The following is a 14,543-nucleotide window of genomic DNA, read 5'->3' on the forward strand; positions in this document are numbered from 1 at the left end:
TTTAACTCACGCATAGACCGGTTTGAACTCGTTCGGCCCCTTATTGGCGCCGGCCCAGAAAGGCGACAGCTCGCGGAGCTTTTCGAGGATTTTGGGCAGCGTCTCGATCACCTGATCGACATCTTCGGGGACATTGTCGCGCGAGAAGGAGAAGCGGATCGAGCCATGCGCCGCGGTGAAGGGCACGTTCATCGCCTTCATCACATGCGACGGCTCGAGCGAACCCGAGGTGCAGGCCGAGCCCGACGAGGCGGCGACGCCATTGCGCGTCAGATGCAGCAGGATCGCTTCGCCCTCGACATATTCGAAGGCGATGTTCGTCGTGTTCGGCAGGCGCTCGCGAATGTCGCCATTGACGAAGCAGTTGGGCACGCGCTGCAGGATGGCGTTCTCCAGCCGGTCGCGCAGCTCCTTCACGCGCGTCTGCTCTTCCGCCATATGCGCGATGGCGAGCTCCGCCGCCTTGCCGAGGCCGATAATGCCCGGCGCGTTCTCCGTGCCGGCGCGGCGTCCGCGCTCCTGATGGCCGCCGCGCAGCAGCGGCTTGAAGCGCGCGCCGCGCTTGACGTAAAGCGCGCCGATCCCCTTGGGCGCATGCAGCTTGTGGCCGGAAAGCGACAGCATGTCGATCGCGCCGCCCTTGAGCACGATCGGAACCTTGCCGACGGCCTGCACCGCGTCCGTATGAAACAGCGCGCCGACTTCCTTGGCGAGTTCGGCGAGGGCTTCGATCGGGAAGATCGTGCCGGTCTCGTTATTCGCCCACATCAGGGTGACGAGGGCGACCTTGTCGGTGAGCGCGGCGCGATAGGCTTCGAGATCGAGACGGCCGAGCGAGTCGACGCCGATATAATGCACCTTGGCGCGGCCGGTCTTTTCGAGATGCTGGCAGAGCGCCAGCACCGCGGGATGCTCGACCGCGCTGGTGACGATCTCGTCGCGGCCCGGCATGGCTTCGAGCGCCGACAGAATGGCGGTATTGTCCGCCTCCGTCCCGCTCGCCGTATAGATGATCTCGTGATCATGTTCGGCGCCGAGCAATTGCTGGAGCTGCTGGCGCGCCTTCTTCACCGACTGGCCGACGCTCGCGCCGAAGGAATGGATCGACGAGGGATTGCCGAACTGCTCCGTGAAAAAGGGAAGCATGGCCTCGACGACGGCGGGATCGACCCGGGTCGTCGCATTATTGTCGAGATAGACTGGACGCATGGCCGTTCCCTCAATGCGCGTGGGATTTGACGGGGATGACGCGGATCGTCATGCCCAGCTTGGCGATGAGCCGCTCCTGAATGCCCGAGACGGTGACGCTCGCCATCTGGCAGCCCATGCAGGCGCCCTTGAGGCTCACCATCACATTGGCGCCGTCAATGTCGATCAGCTCGCAGTCGCCGCCGTCCTTCTTGAGATACGGACGCAGCTCCTCGATCGCTTCCTCGATGAGGCGGATCTTCTTCAGATTGGTCATGCCGGCGGAAGGCGGCGGCAAAGGCGAAGCGGGCGCGAGCGGCGAGGCCGGCGGCGCGGCGGCTTCCTTCTCCGCTTCCTTCCTGGCTTTCGCTTTCGCCTTGATCTCGCCCGCATCCGCGACGCCGAGGCGATAGGCCTCATGCGCGGCGAGAACGCCCTCGGCGACGAGCGCGGCGTTCACCCCGGCGAGCAACTCCTCGAGCTTGTCGAAACAGGTGAGGCAGCCGCCGCCGGCCTTGGTGTAGTCGGTGATCTGTTCGATCGACGTCAGCCTGTTCATGCGGATGGCGCGCTCGATCACGCCTTCGTCGACGCCGAAGCATTTGCAGACGAGCGCGCCCTCCTCGTGATCGTCCCGCCATTCCTCGCCGCGGAAATTGGCGATCGCCGCCTGCAAAGCCTCATAGCCCATCACCGAGCAGTGCATCTTCTCCGGCGGCAGCCCGCCAAGAAAATCCGCGATGTCCTGATTGGTGATCGTGACCGCTTCCTCAAGCGTCTTGCCGATGATCAGCTCGGTGAGCGCGGAAGAGGAGGCGATGGCGGAGCCGCAGCCGAAGGTCTGGAACTTCGCTTCCTGGATGACTTCCGTCTCGGGATCGACTTTCATCATCAGCTTCAGCGCGTCGCCGCAGGAGATCGCGCCGACCTCGCCGACCGCGTTCGCCTCGCCGAGAACGCCGGCGTTCTTCGGATTGAAGAAATAGTCCTTGACCTTGTCCGAGTAGTCCCACATCGCCGCCTCCTTGCGTCAACCGAAAGATTTGCCGCAGGAGCAGCTCGATTTGGCTTGCGGATTGTCGAAGGTGAAACCCGAGCCTTCCAGCCCGATCACAAAGTCGATCTTCGTGCCGTCGAGATAAGACAGCGAGCCCTCCTCAACAAACACCTTCACCCCGTCCGTCGTGAACACATGGTCGTTCGGGTCCGCCTCGTTCACCAGGCCCATCATGTATTTGAGCCCCGCGCACCCCCCAGCCTCAACCATGATCCGCAACCCCTCAACCTCCTGGCCCGCCCCAGCCATCGCCGTCCGTACCGCCGTAACAGCGCTATCCGTCAATTGGATCATTAGACAGCTCCCTTTTGCAGATGTCTTGCTCAAGGGTTAGCAACCGATGTGCCAGCTCTGAAATGCCTGGAAATTCCAGCGTTTTCGCTTGCTCCTGCTGTCGGCAACGCATCATTGTCGGAGAACTGACAAAGCTTGTTTTGCACGTTTTCGGGAGAGGTCGCGCGAGAGCGCAGTTCAGCGCTGGGCGAGACGGGCGAGGGCGCTCGCGCCGTCTTCCTCGCCAAAGCAATTGTCGAAATCGCCACATTCGCGGCAGGTCGGCGCCGCGCAGAGGGAAAAGCCCTCGAGTTCGCAAAGCTGCCGGTAGAAGAATTTCTTCCACTTCATATTGTCGACATTCGCCGCGGCGAGCGCCGGAAACCATTCGCTCATCAGACGCGTCAGTTCGGCGCGCTCGATCAGGCCGAGATCCTGCCAGAGGTGCCGCGGCGACATGGCGCGTCTTGCGACGATCGAGGCGATCCAGGCGGATAGAGGCGCGCTGTCCGACTTGAATCTGGTGAGCAGATCCAGAACCTGCGTCTCTTCCTCGTCGAGAGAGAGACGCTCGGGCTCGCCGTCGAGATCGATAAAGCGCCGCGCGCCGGGAGCCCATTGCGCTGTGAGGAAATCGAGCGCTCTTCTGTCGAGCCCAAGCGAGGCGGAAAGAGGCTCGCCGCTTTCATGCGCCTCGACTATGCTGATCGTCAGCATGCAGGCGAGGATATGGGCGGTGAAAGGCGCCGCCAGCGCACGGGGCGTCTGCTCGGCGCGGATGGCGAGATAGACGGTTTCCGCCGCGGGCGCCAATCGGGCGCCCGCCATGAGCTCGTGCGGGGGCGCGAGCATCGTCATCGCAACTACGCCGCGATCTCGTCCGCCGGCACATGGGTCTGGCAATTCTTCGGACAGACCCGGGCGCAGGCGTTGCAGCCGATGCAGGCGCCGGCGCTCTCGACCTTCATGATCTTGCGGTTGAGATCGCCGTCGAAATCGTCGTCGTCGTCCTCCGTCACAATGCCGAGGATTTCGCCTTCGTCGTTGACGCCGTAAAGCGCCATGACGCCCTGCGGACAGACCTTGAAGCAGCGGCCGCAGCCGATGCAGGTTTCCGCATTGATGTCGGTGAGGTAGAGCGGCGTATAGGGCGAGCCGTCTCGCGTCTTGAACTCAGCCATCACGCCGCCTCGAGTTCCTTGAGCTTCTTGCGCGCCGCCTCCAACGCCGCATAGGCGTCATGGGTTTCCTGCGCGATGCTCATAATGGTCGTCCAATTGACCGGCAGCTCCTCCGAGAGGTCGTGCAGGTTCATCTTCATATTCATCGCCTTGGCCGACAGCTTCTTGATCTCGGCCTTCAATTCATCGACGCCGCTCATTTCGCGCCTCCGTCAAAAGCGAGCAACTTCGGGGAATTTTTCGATCATCTCGACGCCGGCGTCGACGAACTTCGTCCCTTCAGTCGCGAGCTTCTCCAGCGTTTCGAAGCCGAAACGATGCACGTCCCGCAGATGCTTGTTGACGACGATGAGACGTCCGGTGGTGAGGATCATGCGGCCGAAGCCCTCATGGCTCATTTTCATCATCGGCTGAACCATGCAGCCGGTGCGGCGCTCGATCGCCAGCCCGACCGCGTTGTAGAAAAGTTCGAGCCGCCAGAGGATCTCCGGGTCCGGATCGCCGATGATCGGGATTTCGCGGCGCTGCTCCTTCGTCACGATGTAGGGATCGAGGAGACTGACGTCGCTCTTCTTTTCCCAGGTGCCGTGCGTGTCCTGCGCGCGCCAGACCTTGATGAGCTCCTTGATGAAGACGCTCTCTTCCGGCTTCTGTTCGACTTCGGCGACGGCTTCAGGCATTTTCGGTCTCCTCTTCGAAATCGAAGGAGCGCTCGCCCGACTTCGACATCACTTTACGCAGCCATGGCGGCGGATTGCCGCGCAGCACGACTTGCAGCTTGTCGAGAAGGTCTGTGATCTTCTCGGGCTGCGGCACTTTCATCGGATGAATGTTCTGCGCGACCACGCGCGCGGCGCCGGAGCCGCCGATCGCGGCCACGTATAAAATCGAACAATCCTTGAGGGCTTCGAGCTTGGGCTGAAGCTTGTCCTCATTGCCGTCCTCCTGAAGATCGCCGGAGAAGGAGACCGACTCGACGAAGGAGTAGGATTCAGGCGTGAGGTCATAGATTGCGATGTTCTTGGCCCAACCGAAATGGGCGTCGACCCTTTCGAGGTCCTGTGTGGCGAATGCGACTTTCATGACGCCTCCTTTGCCGTCAGTGTGCGCTCGAGAGCGGAATATCCGATGCCGTCGCAAGCGTCGTGCCGTCTTCGGCATGTTCGCCGCGCCAAGTGTCCGGCGTCGGCTCGTGAATCTGGTCGATGAAAATATTGCCGATCTTGAAGATGAGATCGCGCGTTCCGCGATAGCCGACCGACGTCTCATGCGCCGCGCCGATGCGGTCGAACATCGGAAGACCCATGCGGTAAAGCTGGATTCCGAGACGTTCGGCCGCCTGACGGCCATGCGAATGTGTGATCAGCAGGTCGCAACCCGCGGCGCGGTTCTCCAGATCTTCGAGATCGCCGATAACGACTTCCTCGGTCATCAGCTTTTCGAGCAGGGGCGAATGCGTCGTGGTGACGGCGGCGGAAACTTCCGCACCCATCTCCGTCAGCCATTGTCCGATAGCGAACAAGAGGTCGGGCTCCGCGCCGAGCGCGATCTTCTTGCCGCCGAAATGGAAGTGGCCGTCGAGCATGGCGTCGACGAGCTGGCCGCGCAGGCGGCGATATTTCAGTGGAACCGGCCGACCGCTGATGCGCGACAGGAAGCTGATGAATTCGTCGTTCGGACCCAGGCCCGTGAGGCGCTCGAAAAGCTGGAACGGCACGCCTGCGCGCGTTTCGAGCGCAATTGCGGCGTCGTGCATCTGCTCGCCGATAGCGATGGTCCAGGCGGCGCCGCCCATGGCCGCGATATCTTCCTTCGTCACGCCGCCAAGCGTCGTCGGCGTGAAGTCTTCCGGAATATGCCCGTCGAGCGAGCCCGATAGATCGGGAAGGAAGGTAGGCTCAAGACCGAACGACTCGATGATGTCGCGCAATTCGTCAATGTCGCCGGGCGTGAGATGGCAGCCGGCGAGGACGTTGACCCGCTGGGGCGCGCGGCGCGTCGGGATTTCCTCGGGAACGAAAGTCTGGATGAGCTTCTTGACCGTCTTGCCGAAGCCATCCTGAAAAGCGTCCTTGAAGTCGGGCGTCGAGACATAGACGATGCCGAGATCGTCAAGCTCCGGATGACGCTTGCGGACGAGCTGCAAGTAGCCGTCGACGTCGTCGCCCTTGGTTTCGGTTACGCCCGTGGAGCAAATCCCGATGACGGAAGGCTTGGCGCGCTTCACGATGTTGAGGATGGCCTGCTCGATATTTTCGAGCCCGCCGAGAACGGTGGCGACTTCATTCATCGCCGTCGTCTGAAGCGGTATGGCTTCCTTGAAGTGACGGACGAAGAGCACCAGGCCGAAGGAGGTGCAGCCTTGCGAGCCGTGCAGCACCGGCATGCAGCCGGAGACGCCCATGAAGGCGAGAGCGCCGCCGATCGGCTGGCTCATCTTGAGCGGATTGACCGTGCAGGCCTTTTTGGAGACGGTGACGCGCGCCATGTCTCGCCTCACGCCGCTTGCGGCGCGGCGAGCGCGCTCGCCTTGGCCGATGCTTCGAGGATCGCGGCGATGCGCTCCTGACAACCGCCGCAGCCGGTTCCGGCGGCCGTCGCCTTTCCAACGGCGGTGATGCTGTCCGCGCCGTCGTGAATGGCGTCTTCGATCGCGCCGACGCTCACGAGATTGCAGGAGCAGACCTGCTTGTCGCGGCGCGCCGCTTCGGCCGCCACAGGGTCGGCGGCAAGCGCGGCGGCTTCGGCGGCGATGGCCTCGTTAGCGCGCTCTTCCCAGGTCTTTTCCTCCCAGGGGGCGGCGAGGCGCACTTGCTCCCAGACGGGATTGTATAGCGCCTTGTCGATTTCGTGAACAAGATCGACCATGCCTTCATAGCCCGCATAGGCGTGATGGCGTTCCTGATTGATGTCGAGCCAGGGCATCTTCGCCTTGAGGGCGATGAATTGGGAGCGACCGCCCGAGAGCATGATGTCGGCCCGCGCTTCCTTGAGCATCTTGTACATTTCGCGCGGCGTCATGTCGTCGATCATATGGGCGTCCTGACCCATCAGCTCCTTGATCTTTTCCTTGTCTTCCTTCGTCGATTTCTTGACGCTGGTGCCGACGATTTCGAGACCCGCCTCCTGCAGCGCCGCAACCACCGACCAGCTCTTCACGCCGCCGGTAATCAGCAGAACGCGCTTGCCCTGAAGGCGCTCGCGATAGGGGGCGATGCGCGCCCAGGCGCGGGCTTCCTCGCGAGCGATGACGACTTCGGCGCGTTCCATCAGCTCGGCCGGCGCGCCCCGCTCGATCAGCAGGCGCGCGATCTCGCGAAGCGAGTCGCTCATGTCGCCAATGCCGTAGAAGGAGCCTTCGAAGAAGGGGATTTCGTAGCGCTCCTCCATCTTGCGGGCGACATTGATCATCGCCTTGGAGCAGACCATCATCGCCGCGCGGGCGCGATGGGAGGAAGCGACCTCGTGATATTTCGCGTCGCCCGAAATGCAGGCGAGAATTCGAATGCCGAGCTCGTCGAGCAACGGCTTCACCTGCCACAATTCGCCGGCGAGATTATATTCGCCGATGATGTTGATGTCGTAAGGCGTGGTGTATTCCGGCTCCTGCGTGCCGATCACATGATCGAGAATCGCTTCGCCCGCGAGCTTGTTGCCGAGATTTTTCGGGCCGACAAAGCCGGGCGAAATGACCGGAATGACCGGCTTGTCGAATTTCGCGGCGGCGGCCTTGCAGACGGCCTCGATGTCGTCGCCCGTCATGGCGGGCACGCATGTCTGATAGACGAAGACGGCGGGCGGATCGTATTTGTCGATGATTTCCTTGATCGACTTGTAGAGCCGTTTCTCGCCGCCGAAGACGACGTCGTTTTCGGTGATGTCCGTCGTGAAGCCCGTGCGGTAGAGGGACGATCCCGAGGTCTTGGCGCCGCGATTGTCCCAGCTATTGCCTTCGCAGGCGATAGGGCCGTGGACGAGATGAGCGACGTCGGTAATCGGTTGCAGCGCGATTTTCGCGCCGTCGAAGGCGCAGCCGCCGGCGGCGGCGCCGGGCGCGAGCTGCTTGGTGCAGCCCTTTTTGCGCTCTTTTTCCGATTTGCCCTTGTTCTTGTCGCAGCCCGGCTCGTTGAAGACGTCTTGGACTTTTTCCGACAGACTCGCCATTCAAAGCCTCCTACTGCGGGGTTGCGCGTTCGTCGCGCCCTAAGATGCATTCGCCGGGCCAGGGGGCCCGGCGAAGCTTTGTTCGCTTAGCGAATGATGTCGAAGGAGTAGTCCGACTTCGCCACGACGTTCGTGTTGCGGTCGATATCCTCGAAGATCGCGTCGAGGATCCACACCAGGACGTTCATCGAGCCCTGATAGCCCCACACCGGATAACGGTGCTTGTGGTGGCGATCGAAGATCGGGAAGCCGATGCGGATGAGCGGCGTGCCCGTATCGCGGTCGAGATACTTGCCGTAGGTGTTGCCGATGAGATAGTCGACCGGCTCCGTGAAGAGCAGCGAGCGCATGTGCCACAGATCCTTGCCCGCATAGGCCTTGCAGCCTTTGCCGAAGGGCGAGGAGTCGAACAGCCTTTGCATCTTCTCCGCCCAGCCCTTGCCGCCATTGGTGGCGAGGACATGAATCGGCTCGGCGCCGAGTTCGAGCAGGAAGGCCGCGAGACCATAGCAGAGATCCGGATCGCCGTAGATCGCGAATTTCTTGCCGTGGATATGCGCGGACGAGTCGGCGATCGCGTCGACGAGACGGCCGCGCTCCTTGGTCAGCTCCTCGGAGATCGGCTTGCCGGAGAGGCGCGAAATCTCCATCAGGAACTTGTCGGTCGCGGCGACGCCCACCGGATGGTTGAGGGCGACGACTTCCTGGCCCTTGGTCGCGATATAGGGAAGGGTCTTTTCGGTGCAGTATTCCTGCATCGAGATGGTCGCCTTGGCGTGCAGCGCATTGGCGACGTCTTCCAGCTTGGTGCCGCCGTCATACATGCGGAATTCGCCGTCGGTCGGCGTGTCCCACACGTCGCTATTGTCGCCGATGAGCGTATATTCCACGCCCATCGATTCAAAGATGCGCTTCACTTCGCGCAGATTGCCGACCGTGTAGCCGTCGAACCCGCCAAGGAAGTTGATGCTGTTGTTCGGCGTGCGCTCGAGCTTGGGCTCCGTGCCCGCCTTGCCGTCCCAGAAATGCTCGAGGACGCCCTTCATGACATTGTCGTAGCCGGTGATGTGGCTGCCGACAAAGGCCGGGGTGTGGGCGAAGGGAACGTCGAATTCCTGGGGAACCGAGCCCTTTTCCTTCGACGTCTTGATGAAGGCGTTCAAATCGTCGCCGATGACTTCCGCCATGCAGGTGGTGGAGACGGAGATCATCTTCGGCTTATACATGTTGTACGTATTCGCCAGACCGTCGATCATGTTGTTCAGGCCGCCGAACACCGCCGCGTCTTCCGTCATCGAGGAGGAGACGCAGGAGGTCGGCTCCTTGAAGTGACGCGAGAAGTGCGAGCGGTAATAAGCGACGCAGCCCTGCGAACCATGGACGAAGGGAATGGTGCTCTCGAAGCCGACAGCCGCGAAGACCGCGCCAAGCGGCTGACAGGCCTTGGCCGGGTTGACCGTCAGAGCTTCGCGGGCGAAGTTCTTTTCCTTGTATTCTTCCGTCTTGGTCCATTCGCGAACGCGCTCCAGCTCGTTGTCCGCGACGGGGTTTTCGAAGTTCTTCTTCTTGTTCTCGAACATCTCCCGATATTCCGGCTGGCGGAACAGATTGAAGTGGTCGAGAACGTTATCGGCATTCTGTGGCATGGCTATTCCTCATGTTTCCGCGAGCCGGTCCCGCCCCGGGGGAAGGGCGAGACCTTTTCGTTTTTGGATCAGGCCGCCCAGGGGGCCCTGGCCATTTTCCAGACCGGCGCGTTGATCGCCATGTCCATGTCGCGCGCGAAGATCGCGAAGCCGTCATAGCCGTGATAGGGGCCCGAATAGTCCCAGCTGTGCATCTGGCGGAAGGGCACGCCCATCTTCTGGAAGACGTATTTTTCCTTGATGCCCGAGCCGACCAGATCCGGCTGGATCTTCTCGACGAACTTCTCGAACTCGTAGCCCGTGACGTCGTCGTAGATCAGCGTGCCGTCCTTCACGTAATGGGTCGTGCGCTGATAGTCGTCATTGTGCCCGAACTCATAGCCCGTGCCGACCACTTCCATGCCGAGGTCTTCGTAGGCGCCGATGACGTGGCGCGGACGCAGGCCGCCGACATAGAGCATGACCTTCTTGCCCTCGAGACGCGGGCGGTATTTCGCGATGACGGCGTCCATGAGCGGACGATATTTCGCGATGACGCGCTCGGCGCCTTCCTTGATCTTGTCGTCGAAGTGCGAAGCGATCTTGCGCAGCGACTCCTCGATCTTGGACGGTCCGAAGAAGTTGTACTCGCACCACGGAATCCCGTACTTCTCTTCCATGTGGCGGGAGATGTAGTTCATCGAGCGGTAGCAGTGCAGAACGTTCAGCTTCGCCTTCGGCGTCGCTTCGAGTTCGGCGATCGTGCCGTCGCCCGACCACTGCGCCACGACGCGCAGACCCATTTCCTCGAGCAGAATGCGCGAGGACCAGGCGTCGCCGCCGATGTTGTAGTCGCCGATGATCGCGACGTCATAAGGCGACGGCTCGAAGCGGATCGGCTTGCCCTCGGACTTGTCGAAGACCCAGTCGCGGATCGCGTCGTTGGCGATATGATGGCCGAGCGACTGCGACACGCCGCGGAAACCTTCGCAGCGCACGGGAACGATCGTCTTGCCTTCGTATTCCTTCGTTTTGGCCTTGGAGACGGCCTCGATGTCGTCGCCGATCAGGCCGATCGGGCATTCCGACTGAACCGAGATGCCCTTGTTCAGCGGGAACAGGTCCTGGATTTCGTCGATGATCTTGGCGAGCTTCTTGTCGCCGCCGAACACGATGTCCTTCTCCTGGAAATCGGAGGTGAACTGCATCGTGCCGAAAGTGTCGATGCCGGTCGTGCCGATATAATAGTTGCGACGGGACGCCCAGCTATACTGGCCACAGCCGACCGGGCCGTGGGAGATGTGGATCATGTCCTTGATCGGACCCCACACGACGCCCTTCGAGCCGGCATAGGCGCAGCCGCGAATGGTCATGACGCCGGGAATGGACTTGATGTTCGACTTGACGCCGCAATCCGGCTTACCGTCTTCGAACGTGCCGAGGTGCTTGGCGCGACGCTTGGCGGTCTTTTCCGGATAGGCCTTCAGGACTTCCTGAACGAGTTCCTTGTTGCGGGCCTTGATGTCTTCGATGGATTCAGCTTGCGCCACACTCATGACGGAGCCCTTTCGTGATCGGATCGTAGGCCCGGCCCTGCCGAGGGCCGGGCGGTTGTTGCCTTACGCGACGGAGAGTTCCGAAGCGGTCTTGCCGACCTGGCTCTCGTCGACCTGAGCCATGACGCCATGCTCCATAAGCAGGTCCTCGAGCTCGTCCATGGTGATCGGCGTCGGGATGATGCCGTTGCCCTTATTGGCGTGGACCTTGTTCGCGAGGGTGCGATACTCGGCGGCCTGCTTGGAGTCCGGCGCGTATTCGATGACCGTCATGCGGCGCAGTTCGGCGTGCTGAACGATATTGTCGCGCGGCACGAAGTGAATGAGCTCGCAGCCGAGCTTCGCCGCCAGCGACTGGGCCAGCTCAAGCTCCTTGTCGGTCTGGCGCTCGTTGCAGACCAGCCCGCCCAGGCGCACGCCGCCGGAGTTGGCATATTTCAGAATGCCCTTGGAAATGTTGTTGGCCGCATACATGGCCATCATCTCGCCAGACATGACGATGTAGATTTCCTGCGCCTTGTTCTCACGGATCGGCATCGCGAAGCCGCCGCACACCACGTCGCCGAGAACGTCGTAAGAGACGTAATCGACGCCTTCATAAGCGCCGTTTTCTTCGAGGAAGTTGATCGAGGTGATGACGCCGCGGCCGGCGCAGCCCACGCCCGGCTCCGGACCGCCCGACTCGACGCAGCGGATGTCCTGGAAGCCGACCTTCATCACGTCTTCGAGTTCGAGGTCCTCGACCGAGCCGGCTTCAGCGGCGAGCGACAGGATGGTGTCCTGGGCCTTGGCGTGAAGGATCAGACGGGTCGAGTCGGCCTTGGGGTCGCAGCCAACGATGAGGATCTTCTGACCCATCTCGGCGAGCGCCGCGAGGGTGTTCTGGGAGGTCGTCGATTTGCCGATGCCACCCTTGCCGTAGAAAGCGATCTGTCGAAGCGACATTGCATTCTCCTTGATTGGACTTAGTTTGAGCGCGCCACACGCGAGCCCGAGCAGTCTTTCACTTTGCGACGAGGCGCGGGCGGCCGGAGCGTTTCCCAAGAGAGCGTTCGAACCGGCAGCCAAAAGCCTTGCGAGCCCTGTTGCGCAAAGGGCGTGCCAAGGTCAGAAAATCTGCATAATATCAATAAAAACAATGCGGTTAGGAGGGCTCGCGGATCGCCGAATGACGTGTGTCAAAGCCGACAGTCATGTTCGCTACCGAACTGACTCTGGAATACGTCCAAAGAAGACGGCCGGCCGACGGCATGTCGATTGCTTCGAGTCGCTTACCGACAACTGGAATGAGGCGACGAAATGCAGATCGGCGTTGAGATGTCGAAAGCTCTGGAGAACAAGCGGGTGTTCATTGTCGACGACAATGAAATTATCCGCGCGGCGCTTCAGTTCATGCTGCACGACGAATTCGAGGCGCATGAAGTCGCGAGCACGGCGAACGCTTGCGAAAAGGCGAAGACCCAGCCGCCGGACCTCATCCTTCTCGCGGAAGGCCTGCCGAAAACGGAAGGGTTCGGGATTTTTGCGAAGCTTCGCGAGTCCGCGCCCAAGGCCAAGGTTCTGATCGTCGTCGAACCGGACAGCGCCGCCTTTGGCAAGGAATGCGTCGCGGCGGGGGCCAACGGATTTCTCGCAAAGCCGCTCAAGATCGAGTTCGTTCGGCAGAAGGTCGACGCGATGCTTGGTCGCAGCGCCGGCGGCGTGACAATTCCACTGACAGTGCTCAATGTAAGGTGAGATTAGCGGAGGCCGGGATGGAAGCGGCGGTGAAAGAAGACGTGATGGACAATGAAGCGGCGGAGGCGGCGATCCGCGCCTGCGTGAAGCGCTTTTACGAGATCGGCGGCGCCGACCCGATGCTGGGACCGGTCTTCGAGAAGACGATTGCGGAGCTCGAGCCGCATCTGGAGATCGTCGCCAATTTCTGGTCGCACGCGCTCCTCGGCACGACGCGCTATCAGGGCACGCCCTTCGGCGTTCACGTCAATCTGCCGATCGAGGTCGAACATTTCGGACGCTGGTTGTCGCTTTTTAAAAAGGCGGCGGCGGAGACGATGCCGGAAGCGCTCGCGACGGCCGCGATCGCGCGGGCCGATCATATGACGCAATGCTTCCAGTCGGGGCTGTTCCCGTTCAAGGATGCGGAGGGGCGTCCGTCCAAGGTTCCGGCGTAACGAGCCCGAAAAGACGAAAAGGCCGCCGGAAGGGTCAAACCTTCGGCGGCCTTTTCGCTCGTATTGGTTTCGCTCTCAGAGCTGCGGGACGATGATCAGCCGTTCGACCGGATTGCCGTCGACGAAATGGGACTGGAAGATTTCGTCTATGTCAGCTTCCGTACGCGGGGTGTACCACACGCCCTGGGGATAGACGACCATCAGCGGGCCCGCGCGGCAGAAGCCGAGGCAACCGGTCGCCGTCACCGACACTTCCGGCATGGGCTGCGCATTGAGCTTCCCTTGCAGCCGATCCCACAAGGGCTTCGCGCCGGACGCCATGCAGCTGCCGCGCGGATGTCCCGGCGGGCGCTGCTGGAAGCAGGTGAAGACGTGATATTTGAAGACTTGCGGAAGGTCCTCGATCATTCTCTCTCTTTCTTCGGAATTTTACTCGGCCGCGGCCGCAAGGCTGGTTTCGGCGAGCGCGGCCGTGAACGCCGTCAGGCTCGCGTCGATGCGTTCGATATTCTGCTCGCGCAGGAACTTCTCTTCATTCTTGGTGAGCTGGCCCTCGATCACCGCCCAATGCTTGTCGGATGAGCGCTTCATGATCTGGCGGGCGAAGCTGCGTTCGAGCTGGTTGGTGAAACGGCAGCCGAGGAACAGGAAGCTGCGGCCCTTGCGGATCGTCTGCACCGAGTCGGGGATCGGCGTCTGAATGTCGATTTCGGTCAGAACCTCGACATAGTCGGAATCGGACACGATGAAGTTCGACGCGGGCCAGACCGCTCCGAGCGGCTCATAGACGAGGGTGCGCCAGGCGAGCGTTTCTTCGGGCGCTTCGGCGGGGGCCTTGGCGCCGGAGCCGTCGCGGATGAATTCCTTGGTCGGAACGGCGGAGCCGTCCGGGTGGAACCAGTTCACCCAATCGCCGAAATGTTCGCTTTGAGTCACGCCCTGAACCAGTCCCCAATCGCCGCGGGACTTGAACGCCTTCGTGACGAGATCGTCGTACCAGGCGTGGACGACGAGCGACAATTGCGTCTGCGCCGCGAGCCATTCATGGAAGGGGCCCGGCGGGCAATCGACGTCGAAAGCTTTCGCCATCAGGCAGGTCAGCGTCTTACGATGCTTGAAGTTCTCGATATATTGAGAAGCCGCCGTCAGATTGTTGCGAATTTTGTGCGGCACGGTCGCGCCGGCCGTGAGCTCCTGCACGAGTTTTTCGGGAAGCGACGGAGGCGCCGCCTCCCCGGGGAGGCCGGTGACGCCCGGCCCGAGATAAGGAATCACGTCGCCTTGACGAAAGGCCGCTGCAATTTCATCGATCATTCCCACATTCC

General features: G+C 61.6%; 17 protein-coding genes. 2 read left to right on the forward strand and 15 right to left on the reverse strand.

The features are described 5' to 3' along the window. Nucleotides 1-6 precede the first annotated feature (6 nt). The 13 genes from nifS to nifH form a co-directional block, all read right to left on the reverse strand. Nucleotides 7-1,209 (reverse strand): cysteine desulfurase NifS, encoded by a 1,203-nt coding sequence (nifS, locus tag MMG94_RS00355; protein WP_016918481.1) that lies wholly within the window; start codon nt 1,207-1,209, stop codon nt 7-9. 10 nt (nt 1,210-1,219) lie between these two features. Continuing rightward, complete coding sequence (nifU, locus tag MMG94_RS00360; RefSeq protein ID WP_016918482.1) at nt 1,220-2,203, reverse strand: Fe-S cluster assembly protein NifU; 984 nt, start codon at nt 2,201-2,203, stop codon at nt 1,220-1,222. A gap of 15 nt (nt 2,204-2,218) precedes the next feature. Next, the gene (locus tag MMG94_RS00365; protein WP_016918483.1) at nt 2,219-2,539 is read right to left on the reverse strand and encodes a HesB/IscA family protein; all 321 of its coding nucleotides are present in this window, start codon (nt 2,537-2,539) and stop codon (nt 2,219-2,221) included. Nucleotides 2,540-2,716: 177 nt separating this feature from the next. Beyond that, entirely contained in the window at nt 2,717-3,376 is a 660-nt protein-coding gene (locus tag MMG94_RS00370) for a nitrogen fixation protein NifQ (protein ID WP_016919592.1), read from the reverse strand. Between the two features lie 5 nt (nt 3,377-3,381). Further along, nucleotides 3,382-3,699 (reverse strand): ferredoxin III, nif-specific, encoded by a 318-nt coding sequence (gene fdxB / locus MMG94_RS00375; RefSeq protein WP_016919591.1) that lies wholly within the window; start codon nt 3,697-3,699, stop codon nt 3,382-3,384. Next, nucleotides 3,699-3,899, reverse strand: a complete 201-nt coding sequence (locus MMG94_RS00380) for a CCE_0567 family metalloprotein (RefSeq protein WP_016919590.1) — start codon at nt 3,897-3,899, stop codon at nt 3,699-3,701. Before MMG94_RS00380 ends, fdxB begins: the two co-directional genes overlap by 1 nt. A gap of 12 nt (nt 3,900-3,911) precedes the next feature. Next, on the reverse strand, nt 3,912-4,379 hold the full coding sequence (locus tag MMG94_RS00385; RefSeq protein ID WP_016919589.1) for a NifX-associated nitrogen fixation protein: 468 nt from the start codon (nt 4,377-4,379) through the stop codon (nt 3,912-3,914). After that, nucleotides 4,372-4,782 carry a nitrogen fixation protein NifX gene (gene nifX, locus MMG94_RS00390; RefSeq protein WP_016919588.1) on the reverse strand — a complete coding sequence of 137 codons (411 nt, stop codon included), beginning with the start codon at nt 4,780-4,782 and terminating at the stop codon, nt 4,372-4,374. The genes MMG94_RS00385 and nifX overlap by 8 nt, the downstream gene beginning before the upstream one ends. A gap of 16 nt (nt 4,783-4,798) precedes the next feature. After that, nucleotides 4,799-6,187 (reverse strand): nitrogenase iron-molybdenum cofactor biosynthesis protein NifN, encoded by a 1,389-nt coding sequence (gene nifN, locus MMG94_RS00395; protein ID WP_016919587.1) that lies wholly within the window; start codon nt 6,185-6,187, stop codon nt 4,799-4,801. A gap of 8 nt (nt 6,188-6,195) precedes the next feature. Next, nucleotides 6,196-7,863 (reverse strand): nitrogenase iron-molybdenum cofactor biosynthesis protein NifE, encoded by a 1,668-nt coding sequence (gene nifE / locus MMG94_RS00400; RefSeq protein ID WP_016919586.1) that lies wholly within the window; start codon nt 7,861-7,863, stop codon nt 6,196-6,198. An 86-nt stretch (nt 7,864-7,949) separates the two neighbouring features. Next, nucleotides 7,950-9,509, reverse strand: a complete 1,560-nt coding sequence (gene nifK, locus MMG94_RS00405) for a nitrogenase molybdenum-iron protein subunit beta (RefSeq protein ID WP_016919585.1) — start codon at nt 9,507-9,509, stop codon at nt 7,950-7,952. Between the two features lie 68 nt (nt 9,510-9,577). Then, entirely contained in the window at nt 9,578-11,044 is a 1,467-nt protein-coding gene (gene nifD / locus MMG94_RS00410) for a nitrogenase molybdenum-iron protein alpha chain (RefSeq protein ID WP_016919584.1), read from the reverse strand. Nucleotides 11,045-11,107: 63 nt separating this feature from the next. After that, on the reverse strand, nt 11,108-11,989 hold the full coding sequence (gene nifH, locus MMG94_RS00415) for a nitrogenase iron protein (protein WP_016919583.1): 882 nt from the start codon (nt 11,987-11,989) through the stop codon (nt 11,108-11,110). Between the two features lie 354 nt (nt 11,990-12,343). Between nifH and MMG94_RS00420 the strand changes: the two genes are divergently transcribed. Both MMG94_RS00420 and MMG94_RS00425 read left to right on the forward strand, forming a co-directional pair. Then, nucleotides 12,344-12,781 (forward strand): response regulator transcription factor, encoded by a 438-nt coding sequence (locus MMG94_RS00420; protein ID WP_016919582.1) that lies wholly within the window; start codon nt 12,344-12,346, stop codon nt 12,779-12,781. Between the two features lie 17 nt (nt 12,782-12,798). Next, entirely contained in the window at nt 12,799-13,218 is a 420-nt protein-coding gene (locus MMG94_RS00425) for a group III truncated hemoglobin (protein ID WP_016919581.1), read from the forward strand. Between the two features lie 75 nt (nt 13,219-13,293). Here the strand turns inward: MMG94_RS00425 and MMG94_RS00430 are convergent, their stop codons facing one another. After that, on the reverse strand, nt 13,294-13,626 hold the full coding sequence (locus MMG94_RS00430; protein ID WP_016919580.1) for a (2Fe-2S) ferredoxin domain-containing protein: 333 nt from the start codon (nt 13,624-13,626) through the stop codon (nt 13,294-13,296). A 21-nt stretch (nt 13,627-13,647) separates the two neighbouring features. After that, complete coding sequence (locus MMG94_RS00435) at nt 13,648-14,532, reverse strand: SIR2 family NAD-dependent protein deacylase (RefSeq protein ID WP_016919579.1); 885 nt, start codon at nt 14,530-14,532, stop codon at nt 13,648-13,650. Nucleotides 14,533-14,543: the final 11 nt, after the last annotated feature.

It is taken from the genome of Methylocystis parvus OBBP, assembly GCF_027571405.1.
Taxonomy (GTDB): domain Bacteria; phylum Pseudomonadota; class Alphaproteobacteria; order Rhizobiales; family Beijerinckiaceae; genus Methylocystis; species Methylocystis parva.

Excerpts from the sequence above, each read along its gene's own strand:
- nifS (WP_016918481.1), bottom strand. The coding sequence starts at position 1,209 with ATGCGTCCAGTCTATCTCGACAATAATGCGACGACCCGGGTCGATCCC.
- nifU (WP_016918482.1), bottom strand. The coding sequence starts at position 2,203 with ATGTGGGACTACTCGGACAAGGTCAAGGACTATTTCTTCAATCCGAAG.
- MMG94_RS00365 (WP_016918483.1), bottom strand. The coding sequence starts at position 2,539 with ATGATCCAATTGACGGATAGCGCTGTTACGGCGGTACGGACGGCGATG.
- MMG94_RS00370 (WP_016919592.1), bottom strand. The coding sequence starts at position 3,376 with ATGACGATGCTCGCGCCCCCGCACGAGCTCATGGCGGGCGCCCGATTG.
- fdxB (WP_016919591.1), bottom strand. The coding sequence starts at position 3,699 with ATGGCTGAGTTCAAGACGCGAGACGGCTCGCCCTATACGCCGCTCTAC.
- MMG94_RS00380 (WP_016919590.1), bottom strand. The coding sequence starts at position 3,899 with ATGAGCGGCGTCGATGAATTGAAGGCCGAGATCAAGAAGCTGTCGGCC.
- MMG94_RS00385 (WP_016919589.1), bottom strand. The coding sequence starts at position 4,379 with ATGCCTGAAGCCGTCGCCGAAGTCGAACAGAAGCCGGAAGAGAGCGTC.
- nifX (WP_016919588.1), bottom strand. The coding sequence starts at position 4,782 with ATGAAAGTCGCATTCGCCACACAGGACCTCGAAAGGGTCGACGCCCAT.
- nifN (WP_016919587.1), bottom strand. The coding sequence starts at position 6,187 with ATGGCGCGCGTCACCGTCTCCAAAAAGGCCTGCACGGTCAATCCGCTC.
- nifE (WP_016919586.1), bottom strand. The coding sequence starts at position 7,863 with ATGGCGAGTCTGTCGGAAAAAGTCCAAGACGTCTTCAACGAGCCGGGC.
- nifK (WP_016919585.1), bottom strand. The coding sequence starts at position 9,509 with ATGCCACAGAATGCCGATAACGTTCTCGACCACTTCAATCTGTTCCGC.
- nifD (WP_016919584.1), bottom strand. The coding sequence starts at position 11,044 with ATGAGTGTGGCGCAAGCTGAATCCATCGAAGACATCAAGGCCCGCAAC.
- nifH (WP_016919583.1), bottom strand. The coding sequence starts at position 11,989 with ATGTCGCTTCGACAGATCGCTTTCTACGGCAAGGGTGGCATCGGCAAA.
- MMG94_RS00420 (WP_016919582.1), top strand. The coding sequence starts at position 12,344 with ATGCAGATCGGCGTTGAGATGTCGAAAGCTCTGGAGAACAAGCGGGTG.
- MMG94_RS00425 (WP_016919581.1), top strand. The coding sequence starts at position 12,799 with ATGGAAGCGGCGGTGAAAGAAGACGTGATGGACAATGAAGCGGCGGAG.
- MMG94_RS00430 (WP_016919580.1), bottom strand. The coding sequence starts at position 13,626 with ATGATCGAGGACCTTCCGCAAGTCTTCAAATATCACGTCTTCACCTGC.
- MMG94_RS00435 (WP_016919579.1), bottom strand. The coding sequence starts at position 14,532 with ATGATCGATGAAATTGCAGCGGCCTTTCGTCAAGGCGACGTGATTCCT.